13 protein-coding genes are annotated in these 13,827 nt (G+C 71.8%); 5 read left to right on the top strand and 8 right to left on the bottom strand.

Annotated elements, in window-relative coordinates; translation table 11 throughout:
• Positions 1-26: 26 nt before the first annotated feature.
• Both AB0M99_RS22310 and AB0M99_RS22305 read right to left on the bottom strand, forming a co-directional pair.
• Positions 27-920, bottom strand: a complete 894-nt coding sequence (locus tag AB0M99_RS22310; RefSeq protein ID WP_365922990.1) for an RNA polymerase sigma-70 factor — start codon at positions 918-920, stop codon at positions 27-29.
• Between the two features lie 21 nt (positions 921-941).
• A complete protein-coding gene (locus AB0M99_RS22305) occupies positions 942-2,246 on the bottom strand; it encodes a serine hydrolase domain-containing protein (RefSeq protein ID WP_365922988.1) in 1,305 nt (434 codons plus the stop codon).
• A 453-nt stretch (positions 2,247-2,699) separates the two neighbouring features.
• Here AB0M99_RS22305 and AB0M99_RS22300 point away from each other — a divergent pair, with 453 nt between their 5' ends.
• The gene (locus AB0M99_RS22300; protein WP_365922986.1) at positions 2,700-3,332 is read left to right on the top strand and encodes a pyridoxamine 5'-phosphate oxidase family protein; all 633 of its coding nucleotides are present in this window, start codon (positions 2,700-2,702) and stop codon (positions 3,330-3,332) included.
• A 22-nt stretch (positions 3,333-3,354) separates the two neighbouring features.
• Here the strand turns inward: AB0M99_RS22300 and AB0M99_RS22295 are convergent, their stop codons facing one another.
• Together AB0M99_RS22295 and AB0M99_RS22290 are read right to left on the bottom strand one after the other, a co-directional pair.
• A complete protein-coding gene (locus AB0M99_RS22295) occupies positions 3,355-4,167 on the bottom strand; it encodes a DUF817 domain-containing protein (protein ID WP_365922984.1) in 813 nt (270 codons plus the stop codon).
• A 110-nt stretch (positions 4,168-4,277) separates the two neighbouring features.
• Positions 4,278-5,192 carry an MBL fold metallo-hydrolase gene (locus AB0M99_RS22290; protein ID WP_365922982.1) on the bottom strand — a complete coding sequence of 305 codons (915 nt, stop codon included), beginning with the start codon at positions 5,190-5,192 and terminating at the stop codon, positions 4,278-4,280.
• 105 nt (positions 5,193-5,297) lie between these two features.
• Between AB0M99_RS22290 and AB0M99_RS22285 the strand changes: the two genes are divergently transcribed.
• Both AB0M99_RS22285 and AB0M99_RS22280 read left to right on the top strand, forming a co-directional pair.
• Positions 5,298-6,251, top strand: a complete 954-nt coding sequence (locus tag AB0M99_RS22285; protein ID WP_365922980.1) for an AraC family transcriptional regulator — start codon at positions 5,298-5,300, stop codon at positions 6,249-6,251.
• A 121-nt stretch (positions 6,252-6,372) separates the two neighbouring features.
• On the top strand, positions 6,373-6,708 hold the full coding sequence (locus AB0M99_RS22280) for a hypothetical protein (RefSeq protein WP_365922978.1): 336 nt from the start codon (positions 6,373-6,375) through the stop codon (positions 6,706-6,708).
• Between the two features lie 111 nt (positions 6,709-6,819).
• Here AB0M99_RS22280 and AB0M99_RS22275 read toward each other — a convergent pair whose 3' ends face one another.
• Together AB0M99_RS22275 and AB0M99_RS22270 are read right to left on the bottom strand one after the other, a co-directional pair.
• Positions 6,820-8,268, bottom strand: coding sequence for a cellulose binding domain-containing protein (locus AB0M99_RS22275; RefSeq protein WP_365922976.1), 1,449 nt, complete (start codon positions 8,266-8,268; stop codon positions 6,820-6,822).
• Positions 8,238-9,827 carry a beta-N-acetylhexosaminidase gene (locus tag AB0M99_RS22270; protein WP_365922974.1) on the bottom strand — a complete coding sequence of 530 codons (1,590 nt, stop codon included), beginning with the start codon at positions 9,825-9,827 and terminating at the stop codon, positions 8,238-8,240. Before AB0M99_RS22270 ends, AB0M99_RS22275 begins: the two co-directional genes overlap by 31 nt.
• Positions 9,828-10,063: 236 nt before the next feature.
• On the opposite strand from AB0M99_RS22270, the gene AB0M99_RS22265 reads away from it, so the two are divergent.
• Both AB0M99_RS22265 and AB0M99_RS22260 read left to right on the top strand, forming a co-directional pair.
• Entirely contained in the window at positions 10,064-10,921 is an 858-nt protein-coding gene (locus AB0M99_RS22265) for a GntR family transcriptional regulator (protein ID WP_365922972.1), read from the top strand.
• Between the two features lie 380 nt (positions 10,922-11,301).
• On the top strand, positions 11,302-12,843 hold the full coding sequence (locus AB0M99_RS22260; RefSeq protein WP_365922970.1) for an FG-GAP-like repeat-containing protein: 1,542 nt from the start codon (positions 11,302-11,304) through the stop codon (positions 12,841-12,843).
• A 90-nt stretch (positions 12,844-12,933) separates the two neighbouring features.
• On the opposite strand, the gene AB0M99_RS22255 is transcribed toward AB0M99_RS22260, so the two are convergent.
• Positions 12,934-13,434, bottom strand: coding sequence for a hypothetical protein (locus AB0M99_RS22255; RefSeq protein WP_365922968.1), 501 nt, complete (start codon positions 13,432-13,434; stop codon positions 12,934-12,936).
• Positions 13,431-13,766: a hypothetical protein gene (locus AB0M99_RS22250; RefSeq protein ID WP_365923122.1), complete on the bottom strand. Its 336-nt coding sequence runs from the start codon at positions 13,764-13,766 to the stop codon at positions 13,431-13,433. The genes AB0M99_RS22255 and AB0M99_RS22250 overlap by 4 nt, the downstream gene beginning before the upstream one ends.
• Positions 13,767-13,827: the final 61 nt, after the last annotated feature.

Raw genomic sequence — 13,827 nt, 5'->3', positions numbered from 1 at the left:
GCCGTCACCCATGAAGAACCGACGACTCATGCGTTCTGTGACAGCCCCGGCAGCTGTTTCGCCAGGAAGGCCAGTTTGTCCGGGTTACGGACGATGCGGACGCCGGTGATCCCTCCCTCGCCGGCCTCCAGCGCACCGAACGAGGTCAGCTCGCCGTCCTCCCAGCCGAGCACCACCGGAGTGCCGTTCGCCTCGACGATCTCGATGCGCACCCCGTTCACCCACCGGGCGAACAGACCCGCCAGGAACCGGGCCACCATCTCCCGGCCGACGACCGGCCGGCGCGCCGCGGTCACCTTGCCCCCGCCGTCCGACCACGCGACCACCTGGTCGGCGAGCAGCGCCTCCAGCTGCGCCATCGCCCCCTCCGCCGCCGCCTCCAGGAACCGGGACAGCAGTTCCCCGCCCGGCTCCTGCGCGGAGGCGAACCTCGGCCGGCCGTCCGCCAGATGCTGCTTGGCCCTGCGGTACAGCTGCCGCGCGTTCGCCTCCGAGCAGTCGAGCACGCCCGCGATCTCCCGATGGCTGTAGTCGAAGGCGTCGCGCAGCACCACCGCGGCCCGCTCCGGCGGCGTCAACCGCTCCATCATGACCAGTACCGCCAGCGACACCGCGTCCCGCTGCTCCGCCGTCTCCATGGGCCCGAGCGCCCCGCCGTCGGTGCGTACGGGCTCCGGCAGCCACGGCCCGACGTACTCCTCGCGCTGGGCCCGCGCGGAGGTCAGCCGGTTCAGGCACAGGTTGGTGAGCACCTTCGCCAGCCAGGGCGCCGGCGCTACGACCTGGCCCCTCTCGGCCCCGTGCCACCGCAGGTAGGCGTCCTGTACGGCGTCCTCCGCCTCGGTCGCCGACCCCAGCATCCGGTACGCCAACGAGAACAACCGGGGCCGGTGCGCCTCAAACTCCTGTGCCTTGTGCATGGGTCACACGCTAGTGCCGCGTCAGGCGGTGCAGAACTCGGCCGCCAGCATGCCGCTCAGGCTGTACAGCTCCCAGAGCGGCCAGTCGCCGTTCATGTTGAGCACGATGGCGTGGCTGCCGTCCGCAGTGGAGTAGAGGTAGCTGAGCGAGCCGAATCCGCCGCCGTTGTGCCCGTACAGGACGACGGTGGAGCCGTCCGCGCAGGTGATGGTGCGGCGGGTGAGACCGAGTCCGTAGTCGGCCTGGACGGCCTTCCAGGGGCGGCTCGCGTACCAGTAGCCGGGCGTGGCCTTGTCTCCCGAACTCGCCGTGCTGATGGCCGGGTTGACCATGCACTCGGGCCAGGTCCGGGCAGGGTCGCAGGGGATGCCGGGGAGTTGGGGGCCGGGGGTGCCGGTCACGGCGGGGTTCAGGTCGGTCATCATCTGCGCGAGCTGCGCCGGGGGCAGGAGCCGGCCGCCGAGCAGGGCGCGGATGAAGGTCATCAGGTCGCCGCTGGTGGACACGATGGCTCCGGCAGCACCGCCGATGGAGGGGTTCCAGTCGGCAGCCGGACGGGAGAGGTGGCCGAACAGCCCGCGGGGCCGCATGTAGTTGGTGAAGAACTGGTCGTGGGGCGTCGGCAGGGTGGACGTGGATCCGGGGAGCACGGTGCGGGTGAGGCCGAGGGGCTGGATGACGCGGCGGGTCACCTCGTCGGCCCACGGGTTTCCGGTCACCCGCTCGATGACCATGCCGAGCAGGACGTAGTTGGTGTTGCTGTAGTGCATCCCGGCACCCGGCGCGAACTGCGGTCCGTGGGAGGCGCCTTCGTCGACGAGCTGCTGGGCGGGGTAGTCGGGCAGGTTGGGGAAGCTGCTGCCGGCGCTCGCCAGCACCCCCAGGTCACCGAGGTAGTTGAAGACGCCGCTGGAGTGCTGGAGCAGGTTCCGTACGGTGATGGGCGGGCTGCCGGGCGGCGGGTTGAAGCACTGTCCGGTGCCCGGGTTGCAGCCCGCGACGGGGTTGGTCTTCAGGACGGGGCCCAGCAGGCCGAACACGTCGTCGTCGGGGCGGACCCGGCCTTCGGCGACGAGTTGGAGCACGGTCGTCGCGGTGAAGATCTTGGTGATCGATGCGGCCCGGAAGGGGTTGTCCGGGTTGCGTACGGGCGTTCCCGCGTCCGTGGCCGCGGTACCGGTCCACGAGACGCCGTCCTTGTAGGTGCGTGCGATCACCCCGGGGATGCCGTCGCCGCCGACGGCGGTCCCCGTCTCGGCGCGCATGGCGGCGAGGAGTGGTTCGTGGCTGTCGTGCGCGGCGGCCGGCGTGGCCGGTGTACCCATGACCGCGACAGGAAGGCCGCGGCGGCCGCCAGCAGGCGGCTCCGTGTGGTGCGTGTTCTGCGCATGCCTCGCATGGCACTCCCCCGTGTCGATACCGCCGGGCGGTGCTGCCCGGCAGCGGCGAAACTACGCAGGACGGGCCGACAAGGGAAGGGTCGGGGAGACAGGCCAGCAGTCCGACGGTGCCCGAGCCGTACGATGACGACAGAGCTTTGGGGGGCGCAGTGCAGTCGAGCAGTGGCGCAGGTGTCGGTCCCGATCGGGACGACCTGAGCCGCACCTGGCTGGAGCACCGCCGGGCGGCGCTGCCCGGCAGCCGCGTCCACGGCGCAGGGCGCCGACGGCTCCCCATGATCGACGTCACCCTCCGAGGAGCAGCTGGTGTCCGGACCGCCGTGGCATAGTCGCGGCGAGGCGGCCGTCCGGCCGTGCACGGGAAGACGGGGGCAGGCAGTGAGCACAGAGGCGTTCGAGGAGATCACTACCGCGGAGGAGCTGCGCGCGCTGCTCGGCGAGCCCGGCCCCGTGGCCGTCAGCAAGGAACGGCGGACCCTCCACGACCACCACAAGCAGTGGCTCGCGGCGTCCCCGCTCTGCCTGATCTCCACCTCCGCCGCCGACGGCACCTGCGACGTCTCGCCCAAGGGCGACCCGCCCGGCTTCGCCAAGGTCCTCGATGACACCACCCTCGTGATCCCCGACCGCCCCGGCAACCGCCGTGCGGACAGCTACCACAACGTCCTCACCAACCCCCACGTCGGCCTGCTCTTCATGATCCCGGGCCGTGGCGACACCCTCCGCGTCAACGGCCGGGCCCGGCTGCTCCGCGAGGCGCCCTTCTTCGACGACCTGACCGTCAAGGGGCACCGCCCCACGCTCGCCCTCCTCGTGGAGGTCGAGCAGGTCTACTTCCACTGCTCCCGGGCCTTCGTACGATCCGCCCTGTGGAAGCCGGCGAGCTGGAACCCCGAGGCAGCCCCCTCCAGGGCGAGGATCTCGAAGAGCCTGGAGCGCACGCACGAGTCCTTGGAAGAGCTGGAGCGCTACTACGGGCCCTCGTACGACAACAAGAACATGTACATCTGACCGTCGTCGGGGCGGGCAGGGTTCAGGAGGTCCTGTCGGCCCGGGGGCGGTCGCGGTGCTGCGCGGCGGCTCCGAGTACGCACAGGACGCTGACCAGCAGCGCCCAGGCGCCGAACTTCTGCATCGACACCGGCTGCCAGCCGTCGAGCTGGTACGGGTAGCGCCAGGCGCCGGCGTAGGTGGCGATGTTCTCCGCGACCCACAGGAAGAAGCCGATCAGGACGAAGCTCACCGGCATCGGCATCCAGTAGGCGTGTTTCCCCACGGTGTAGTGCACCCGGGCGGAGGCGGTGGCCACGACCAGCAGGGCGGCGAGCGGCCAGCGCAGATCCGGCAGCCAGTGGTGACTGATGAAGTTCACGTACAGCGCGCCGGCCACCGCCGCGGTGGCGGCCGGGCGGTATCCGCTCAGGTCGATCCTGAGCAGTCGCCACACGGCGCAGATGTAGCTGCCGACCGCCGCGTAGAGGAACCCCCCGTAGAGGGGAACGCCACCGAACTTCAGCAGCGCCGGCTCGGGGTACGACCAGGAGCCGAGGGCCACCTTCACGTACTCGAAGACCAGGCCCAGCAGGTGGCAGCCGGCGATCACCGCGAGGTCCCGGCCGCGCTCCCAGCCGATCAGGTAGAAGCACAGGCTGAGCAGGACCCCGTATCCGAACAGCAGGTCGTACCGTGCCACCGGCAGTTCGGGGAGCACGCCGGACAGGCCCACCCCGGCGAGCAGGGCCACGGCGAAGGCACAACTGGCCGCCTGGCGCAGGCCGAAGCGGACCAGCTGACGGATGGCGTGCGCCAGCCGGGCGGCGATGGCGGCGGCTGTCGCGGCGGGCATGCTGTTCACGACGCGCGCGGGACGGGTGCGGTTCGGTGCGGTCCGGATTCTGATGGGTGCCTCCCTGCCTCCCTGCCTCCTGCCTCCCTGCCTCCCTGCCTCCCTGCCTCCTACCGCGTACCGTAGGCAGCCCACCGCCCGAGCGTGAACCCGGTACCCTCCTGCCGGACTTCCACGGCGCCCGCCCCGCCGAAGTGTGCGGGTATGACCAGTTCCCTTTCGGCGGCGGCCCGTTCCAGAATCCGGCGACGGCTGGCCACCGCCCGCTCCGCGTCCATGCAGAAGCAGCTGTTGCAGGCGGGCGTGAGGATCTGGACCGGGCTGTGCAGGAGATCGCCGACGAAGACCGCCCGGTCGCCCCCGGAGGTGAGCCGCAGGACGGACGAGCCGGGTGTGTGGCCGGGCGCGGACTCCAGGGTGAGGTGTTCGTCGATGCGGTGGGCGCCGTCCCACAGGACGGCCTGCCCGGCCCGGTGGACGGGCGCGATGCTGTCCTCGTAGATCAGCCGGTCGTCCTCCCGTACGCCGTTCCCGTACGCGTTGCTCGGGCCGAAGTGGAAGTCGTCCGCGGCCGGGATGAGGTACTGGGCGTTGGGGAACGTCGGCTCCCACCCTCCGTCCACACCGGTGGTGTTCCAGCCGACGTGGTCGCCGTGGACATGGGTGTTGATCACGACGTCGACGTCCTGCGGCCGGACACCGGCCCGCGCGAGCGCACCCAGGAAGTCGCCCTGCCAGTGGTGGAACTGCGGCGAGCCGGGCCTCTCGCGGCCGTTGCCGACGCCGGTGTCGACCAGGACGGTCCGTCCGCCGCTGCGCAGGACCCAGGTCTGGAGGGCCATCACCGCCCTGTCGCTGTCCGCGTCCCAGTGGTCGGGCGCCAGCCAGTCCTCGTTGCCCTTCCACACCTCGGCACCGGACTCCGGAACCAGGCCGCGCGCGGGTGCGAACTCCCCTTGCCACTCGACGACTCGGATGACCTCGACATCACCGAGCATGATGCTCTGCCTGCTCTCGCTCTTCATGTCCTCGACCCTAGGACGGGCAGGATGAGGCGCTCAATGCCTGTTGGCCTCATTCGGATACGTGAGCGTCTCATCTCTGCTGCTGCGGGCGGATATCCTGACCCGATGGACGTGGTGAGCGACGCGGTGTCGGCGATACGCATCGGGCAGCCCTCCTCGAACCGGGTGCGGGTGGGCGGCAGTTGGTGCACGCGCATCGCCCCGTACGACGGTGCGGGCTTCCACGTGGTGCTGGAGGGCAGCTGCTGGCTGCTTCCCGACGGCGGCTCCCCGGTCTCGCTCGGCGCGGGCGACGTGGTGCTGCTGCCGCACGGCACCGGGCACGTGATCGCCGACGCCCCGGCCGATGCCGCAACCGTGAGCCGGGCGTTGCCGTTCGAGCGGTGGCTCGGCGGGAACGGGCCGGACCCGGCCCGGGCCGCATCCCGCCACGTGGAGATGCTGTGCGGCAAGTACCGGCTCGACCGCAGTCGGATGCACCCGCTCATGGCGGAACTGCCGGAGGTCGTCCATCTGCCGAACCGGGTGGGCGCCCACGTCGAACTGCGCGCCGCCGTCGACCTGCTGGGCCACGAGGTGGGCGCACAGAGGCCCGGCGCCTGCGTCGCAGTGCCGAGCCTGCTGGACCTCCTCCTCGTCTACATGATCCGCTCCTGGGCGGCCCGAGGGAGCGGCACCTGGCCGACCGTACTGGGCGACCCGGTGGCGGCCGCCGCCCTGCGGGCGCTGCACTCGGACCTGGCCGCGCCGTGGACCAACGACCGGCTGGCCGCCGAGGCAGGCGTGTCCCGCGCCACCCTGGCCCGCCGCTTCACCACTCTGGTCGGCCGTCCACCGATGGCGTACCTCACCTGGTGGCGCCTGACCTTCGCCGCCACCCTGCTCCGCGACACCCCGCACCCACTGGCCACCGTCGCCCGCCGCGTCGGCTACAGCACCCCGTACGCCCTCTCGCATGCCTTCAGCCGGGAATTCGGCACCACCCCGGGCCAGTACCGGGCATCGGCCGTGCGCTCGAAGTCCTTGCCCGGGCGTCCGAAGTCCCCGACGATGCTCTGAGGCTCCGGCCGTCCGGATCCGCCGGGCCCGGTCAGGACAACGCTGGACAGGGGAAAGAGTGAAGAGACACCACGTTCCGAGGACGTTCCGGGTCCGGAGATCGGCGTCGGCCTCGGCTCTCGTGCCGCTCCTCGTAGTGGCAGGGCTGTTGCTCGGTCCCACGGCGCCCGTCGCGGCAGCCGTGCCGGTCGCCCGGCAGTCGACCGTCGCGGCGACGGCGTTCGTGCCCGGTGCTCTCCCCGCGGCGGGCGCCGGGTCGGTGACCGGTGTCCAGGCGCCGGTGTCGTACCCGGAGCAGGCAGTCGCCGGGGACAAGAAGTCCGACAAGAGCAAGAAGAAGAAAAAGAAGAAGAGCGGCGGGCTCTTCAAGAAGCTCCTCATCGTCGCGGTCGTCGTCATCGTGCTGCTTGTGGTCCTGTACGGGATCCGCCGCGCCCTGCGCCGCAGGTCCTCCTAGGTCACCCGAGCGCCGGGAAGCTGTGCCCCGCCGGGGCGGGGCACAGCGACGACAGCCGCGCTGCCGTGGTCACGGGTCACGGGTCACGGGTCACGGGTCACGGGTCACGGGTCAGCCGTTCGGGACCTCGTCCACGAAGGCCGTGCCCGCGGTGCGGTAGGCGCCGACCCTGGCGGCCACCTGGGCCGGGCTGAGGACCTGGTCCTTGACGTGCAGGACGTAGTCGACCTTCTGGTCGTAGGCGCGGGGCGACGAGCCCGGCTGCCCGTTCAGGTCGATCAGCCACTGGTTGAAGTTGATCGACATGGGCCGCTCGGGCAGGTACCTCGCGTCGTGGGTGCCGAAGACCTGGCCGTCGACGTAGTAGGTGATGGCGTTGTCGTCGATGGTGAGCACCAGGTCGTGCCATCCCGCGTAGCTGATCCGCGATTCGGTGTGCTGGTTGACGGCCTCCCACGGGTCGGGCCGGTACGTCTCCCAGGACGTGGTGTAGAGGATGTTCGAGGGCTCGCCCCAGCCGCCGTTGGGCAGGTACTCGAAGTCGTACTCGGCGTAGTCGTCGGCCATCGGGGCCTTGAGGTCGTTGATGGTGAAGAACGTCTGCACGAGGTGGTCGCCGTCCGGACCGTACTTGGGGGCGTCCGAGAACTTCACCCGCGCCGCGTACGTGCCGTTCTTGAACTTCGTCGCCCTGGTCAGGACTTCGGTGTGCTTGGTGCTCTCGCCCGTTCCGGCGGTGGAGGTCTCCAGGTTCATGATGGAGTTGCCGCCCTCCGCCGCGAAGGTGACGTTCTCGGGGGACCAGGCCGCGCCCGGGACGCCGGGGCCGCCGGGGTTCGAGCGGACGCTCCAGCCGTGGGCCGCCATCGCCGGGTCCGTGGAGGAGGTGTACGTGAAGTCGTCGAAGAGGGTGGCACCGGCCGGCCCGGGGTCGGTCGGGGTCGGCGTGGGCGTGGGGTCGGTCGGAGTCGGGGTCGGCGTCGGGTCGGGGGTGTTGCCGCCGGGCGCGGTGCCCCAGACGGTGGCGGTGCCCAACTGGGCGGTCATCCTGTCCCAGTCCCCGTATGCCGTGCGGGATCCGTCGAAGGAGTAGTCGTCGGACTGCCGCAGCGGCTGCCAGTCGGCGCGGTGGAAGCGCAGTTGCATGTCTCCGGTGTCGGCGCCCGGAGCGAGGGTGCCCGCGCCGGCGGTGAAGGCGATCTCCAGGTAGCGGTCGGCGGTGGCCGTCGGGCCGGCCAGGGTGCCGAAGGTGCCGGTGATGTTCGCGCAGCCCCTGACCGCCCACGAACAGGCGTACCGGTACTGGGTGTCCGGGCCGTCGGCCTTGAAGTAGTAGCGGAACTTGACCTGGTTCAGGGAGACGGCGGCCGAGCCGTTGTTGACCACCTTGAACCAGGGCTCGGCCTGGTCCGCGGTGGCCCCGGCGGCGCTGGTGCGGTACTGGACCTTGACGGAGTCGTCCGCGGCGGTGGCCGGCAGGGCGGTCAGGGCGGCCGAGCCGAGGCCTGCGGTCAGGGCCGTGGCCAGGGCTAGGGCCGTACGGCGGTTGTGGGTTCGCATGCTGCGGTCCTCTCGGGGTGGGGGGAGGGAAGGGGTCGGCCGCGCACACCGAGGGCGGCGAGCCGGGTCTGGTGGTGGCCGAGCCGGCGGCGGAAGTCCGGCCAGTCGCGGTGCGCCGACCAGGCGGTGTCGGCCAGGGCGCACAGCCTGGGGAAGGCCAGGTAGTCGAGCTCCGCCGGGGTGCGCGCGTACTCGGTCCACAACTGCGCCTGGGTTCCCAGTACGTGGCGGGCGGCCTCGGGCTCCCAGTGCGCGGGGGCGGGCTCGTTGTCGTAGACCCCGCGCAGGTCGAGCACGCCGTCCTGGCCGCGCGGCTCGCGGGGGTCCGCGGACTGCGGGTAGTCGAGGTAGGTGGAGCGGTACGGGGCCATGATCACGTCGTGCCCGCGCAGCGCGGCGGTCCGCCCGTGCTCCGCGTCGAGCCAGGCCATGGCCGTGAAGGGGGCGGGCAGTTCGGCGCCGGTCCGGGTCCAGCCGAGGGGACGGCGGCCGAGCCCGGCCAGGTGCGCCGCCACGGTGGCCAGGAACCAGCCGTGGAGCGCACCCGGTCCGGCCAGCCCCGCGGTGGCGATCCGCGCGCGGGCGGCCCGTGAACGCTCCCATTCGGCGTCGGGGCACTCGTCGCCGCCGAGGTGGACGTAGGGCCCGGGGAACACGTCCGCGACCTCGTCCAGCACGCCTCGGCAGAAGTCGAGCACGGCGTCGTGGACCCCGAATACGTTCTCGCAGACCCCCCAGCGGGTCCACGGCTCCAGCCGGACGCCGGGCCGGTTGCCCAGTTCGGGGTAGGCGGCGAGGGCGGCGCGCGCGTGTCCGGGCATCTCGATCTCGGGCACCACGCTCACCCCGCGCCGGGCCGCGTACGCGACGAGTCCGGCCAGCTCCGCCCGGGTGTAGGCGCCCTCGTGCGGGATGCCGTCCCCGGCGCTCTCGGCGCGCCGTCCACCGATCTCGGTGAGGCGGGGGTAGGCCGCGACCGGCATCCGCCAGCCCTGGTCGTCCGTGAGGTGCAGGTGCAGGACGTTGAGCTTGTGCAGGGCGAGCAGGTCCACGAAGCGCCGCACATGGGCCACGGGCTGGAAGTGCCGGGCCACGTCCAGCATGGCCCCGCGCCAGGCGAACCGCGGCCGGTCGGTGATCCGTACGCACGGCACCGGCCAGCCGACGGCGGGCATACGGGTCTGCGCGCCCTCGGCGGCCAGCGCCTCGGGCGGCAGCAGCTGGCGCAGGGTCTGGATCCCGCGGAGCAGCCCTTCGGGCCGGGCGGCGCGCAGCAGGACCGCGTCGGGGCGGACGGTGAGGGCGTACCCCTCGGCGCCGAGGTCGCCCTCCCCCGGGGCCAGGAGGAGGGCGACCTGCCCGTCGGAGTGAGCCGGCAGGGCCAATCCGGTGGCCGGGGTGAGCAGTTCGCGCAGGAGTGCGGCCGCCGTCTCGGCGCCGGGGCCGGCGCGCAGGCCGGTGCGGTGGTCCAGGGTGAACCGGCCGGGCAGGACGACGAGCGAGTCGGGGCGCGGGACGAGCGCGAGGTCGGGGACTGGGCGGGCTGCGGCGTCGATCACGGCGTCGGGATTCCTCACCTGGTCCCGGAGACAACTCTCCTCATACACAACGGAGTTGACCACCTGACCAATTGGTTATCTGAGTGGCTCGAAGGTGACATGACCCGTGCTCGCCGTCAACCCCGCGAGTCCTGACGAAATCCAGCGGACGCCTCGCATCAACCCGATCTAAGTGGTTAGATGCGCATGACCAGTTGGACAGTCGGCAGGCATCCAGAAGAAGTGGGGGGCGGGCCATGACGAAGGACGCGTCCGACGCGTCGGGTTCGATGCTCAAGCGGGAGCGGGTCCGCGAACACCTGCTGGGCCTCATCGACGTCCGGCGGGCCGGCGACGCCATCCCCTCCGAACGCACCCTGTGCGCCGCCCTGGAGGTCTCCCGGCCAACCCTGCGCGCCGCCGTGGACGAGCTCGTGGCCACCGGCCTGCTCGTACGCGAGCACGGGCGCGGGATGTTCGTCGCCCCGGCCAAGATCACCCAGGAACTGGCCGCCGCCGAGGCCGCGTTCGCGATGCGACGGGCCGCCGGGCACTGGTCCAGCCGGGTCCTGGAGCACAGCACCGCGGCGGCGGGTGCCCGCATCGGCCGCCGGCTGCGGATCTCCCCCGGCGCCCAGCTCCTGTACGTCGCCCGGCTGCGCCTGGTGGACGGGGCCCCGATGGCGATCGAGCACCTGCACATCCCGGCCGACCTGGTGCCGGCCCTGACCCCGCAGGAGCTGGAGGCCGGAGACCTCTACGAGCATCTGCGCGACCATCACGGCGTGTACGTGCACGAGGCGCAGCAGTCCATCGAGCCGACGGTGGTGAACGAGGCGGAGGCGGGCCTGCTGGACGTGCCGCTGCTCTCCCCCGCCCTGCTCATCGAGCGGCTCACCACCGACTCCACCGGCCGCCCGGTGGAGTACGTACACTCCGTCTACCGGGGCGACCGCTACCGCATCGTCTCGCGCCTCGCCCTCGGGGCGAACCCTGACGCGCTCCCGGGAGGCGGGGGGCCGGGCGGTCACCATCCGGGGATCCCGCCGGGCGACTTGGGCCGCCGAGCGGTCATCACCTCCACGACCACGGGGGACGTCCACACGAACACGTGAGGACAGGCGAGCGGTTGGCGCCGCGGAATCACGACCTCCGCAAAGCGTGTCAAGCCTCACATAAGCAACCAGCCATATGCCCGCTATTGGATGTTTCGCGCAGTAGACAAAGATCAACAAGAAGGCTTCCATGGTGCGGTCGGGCAAACCTCTCGAGGCGAGCCCGCCATTGGCCTTGACCACGCCGATGCCCAGATAACCGGTGCGGAGGAACTGCTTTCCACGCCGCGCGAGACGGGGGCCGCGCTCGGTCCGGACGACCGTGCCTGCCGTAGCCGGCACGCAGTCGCCGCGAGCCGGACCCCGGCCAGGTCCACCCGGGCCCTCGCGCGTCTGCGCTCTCGCGCGCGCACCCGATCCAGTCAGTAAGGATGCTCTGCATGTCTGTTCTCCGCCCCCGTCCGGCGCGGACGGCCGGCCTCGTGGTGACTGCGACCGCAGTCGCCGCCGGCCTCGTCGCCGTCGCCCCGGCCTACGCCCTCACCGGCCCGGAGGCCCCGGCCGGCCAGTACGCCTCCGTCGTCAAGCTGAACATCGGCGACGAGGCGAACAGCCGTGCCTGCACCGGCACGCTCGTGGACGAGTGGTGGATCGCCACCGCCGCCAGCTGCTTCGCCACCACCGCGGGCGAGCAGGTTCCCGCGGGGAAGCCCGTTCTGCAGGCCACCGTCACCCTCGCCAACGGCGAGACCCGCGCGGTGACCGAACTCGCCCCCCGCGCCGAGCGCGACCTGGTCCTGGCCCGTCTCGTACTGCCGGCCAGGGGCGCGACCACGACCCCGGTCTCCGCCACGGCCCCCGCAGCCGGTACGGACCTCGCCTCCGCCGGCTTCGGCCGCACGAAGAGCGAGTGGGTGCCCGGGAAGCTGCACACCGGCACCTTCACCACCAACACGTCCGACGCCACGACCCTTTCCGTCACCGGCAAGGGCACCGACGCGATCTGCAAGGGCGACACCGGCGCCCCGCTCCTCAACGCCGCGGGCGAGCTCGTCGGCGTCAACAGCCGGTCCTGGCAGGGCGGCTGCCTCGGCACCGACCCGGCCGAGACCCGTACGGGCGCCGTGGCCGCCCGCACCGACGACCTCGCCCAGTGGATCGCGAAGACCACCGAACCGCGGCGCTCCGCCGCCGTGAACGAGATCGGCGGCAGCGACCAGGTCCGCTTCGCCGACTGGGACGGTGACGGCAAGCCCGACTACATCAGCATCGCCGACAACGGCAGCGTCAGCGTCTGGCTGAACCGCGGCCCCAACGCCTGGGCCACCGTAGGCAAGATCGCCTCCGGTACGACCACCGACCGCTCACGGGTGCGTCTCGCCGACTTCGACGGCGACGGCAAGGCCGACTACTGGGCCATCAACGCCAACGGCTCCGTCAACGTCCACATCAACCAGGGCGGCGACGGCCACGGCGGCTGGAAGAACCTGGGCATCATCGCGTCGGGCATCACCAGCAACCACAATCAGGTCCGCTTCGCCGACTGGGACGGTGACGGCCGCTCGGACTACATCACCATCGCCGACAACGGCAACGTCAGCGTCTGGCTGAACCGCGGCCCCAACGCCTGGGCCACCGTAGGCAAGATCGCCTCCGGTACGACCACCGACCGCTCACGGGTACGCCTGACGGACTGGAACGGCGACGGCAAGGCCGACTACTGGGCCATCAGCGCCAACGGCTCCGTCAACGTCCACATCAACAACGGCGGTGACGGCCACGGCGGCTGGCAGAACCTCGGCCAGGTCGCCTCGGGCGTGACCACCGAACACCTCCGCGTCCACTTCGTGGACTTCAACGGCGACACCCACACCGACTACCTGCTGCGCGGCACCGGCAACAGCACCGCTTTCAGCGCCTGGCTCGGCAACGGCACGGCGAACGCCTGGAGCGGCATCGGCCAGATCGCCAGCGGCGTGTAACCACACAGCCACGGCTGCGACCGGCCCCGGACCGTTCAACGGTCCGGGGCCTCGCCGTTCCGTGTTCTCGGCGTTACGGGGCCGGAGCCCCTACGCCAGGAGCCGTTCCGGGCTCGCCTCCGAGAAGAACTCCGAGGGCGAGGTGACCCCCGCCGTCAGCCTGGCGAACCCGTCCATGGCCGGACGGCTGCGCGATACGGCGGCGAGCAGCTGCTGCATCTCCGGTGGCGGTGGGTCCAGTGCGGCGAGCTGGGCGGTGAACTCGTACATCGGCATGACCTGGCTGTCCCTGCGCTCCTGGTACTCCTGCATGGCCGTGTCGAAGGTCCGTCTGCCGGCGAAGGTCTGGTCGAGGGCCTGCGCACACAGTTCCGCGTCCCGGAAGGCCTCCTGGATGCCCTGTGCGGTGATGAAGTCCTTGAGGTACCCGGCGTCTCCGACCAGCGCCCAGCCGGGGCCGTACGGTACGCGGGCGACAACGCCAATGCCGCGGCCGACGCCGCCGCCGCCGAGCAGGCGAACGACTACGCGGACGCGGCAGGCAACTCGTCCGCCGAGGCCCTTCAGGCCGCCGTCGAGGCCCGTCGTCACGCCAATGCCGCCAACCGCGCCGCCGACCAGGCGTCCGCGCTGGCCCAGCGTTCCGCGAACGCGGCCTTCGAGGCACGTGACGCGGCCCGCTCCGCCGCCCGGCACGCCCGCGCGGCCGCCGAGGCGAAGAAGCACGCGGACGCGGCAAAGGTGGCCGCCGAGGCAGCCGACGCCGCGGTGGTGACGGCCAAGAAGGTCCGTGACATCGCCCGCGAGACCGAGGCCGCCGACCTCGCGTACCGGACCGAGGCCGCGATCGAGCGGGCCAAGTCCCGCAAGACGCAGACCGATGCCCTGGTCTCGGCCACCGCGGCCCAGCAGGTCGAGGTCATCGGCCTCGACACCACCGCCGCGGCGCTGGCCTCCGAGGCGGCCAAGCCGGACGTGGACGTC

It is taken from the genome of Streptomyces sp. NPDC051183 (assembly GCF_040682455.1).
GTDB lineage: Bacteria > Actinomycetota > Actinomycetes > Streptomycetales > Streptomycetaceae > Streptomyces.
This window is presented reverse-complemented; position numbering and strand designations above follow the sequence as displayed.

Coding starts and splice junctions, on each gene's coding strand:
- AB0M99_RS22310 (WP_365922990.1), bottom strand. CDS start 920: ATGCACAAGGCACAGGAGTTTGAGGCGCACCGGCCCCGGTTGTTCTCG.
- AB0M99_RS22305 (WP_365922988.1), bottom strand. CDS start 2,246: ATGGGTACACCGGCCACGCCGGCCGCCGCGCACGACAGCCACGAACCA.
- AB0M99_RS22295 (WP_365922984.1), bottom strand. CDS start 4,167: ATGCCCGCCGCGACAGCCGCCGCCATCGCCGCCCGGCTGGCGCACGCC.
- AB0M99_RS22290 (WP_365922982.1), bottom strand. CDS start 5,192: ATGAAGAGCGAGAGCAGGCAGAGCATCATGCTCGGTGATGTCGAGGTC.
- AB0M99_RS22285 (WP_365922980.1), top strand. CDS start 5,298: ATGGACGTGGTGAGCGACGCGGTGTCGGCGATACGCATCGGGCAGCCC.
- AB0M99_RS22275 (WP_365922976.1), bottom strand. CDS start 8,268: ATGCGAACCCACAACCGCCGTACGGCCCTAGCCCTGGCCACGGCCCTG.
- AB0M99_RS22265 (WP_365922972.1), top strand. CDS start 10,064: ATGACGAAGGACGCGTCCGACGCGTCGGGTTCGATGCTCAAGCGGGAG.
- AB0M99_RS22260 (WP_365922970.1), top strand. CDS start 11,302: ATGTCTGTTCTCCGCCCCCGTCCGGCGCGGACGGCCGGCCTCGTGGTG.
- AB0M99_RS22250 (WP_365923122.1), bottom strand. CDS start 13,766: ATGACCTCGACCTGCTGGGCCGCGGTGGCCGAGACCAGGGCATCGGTC.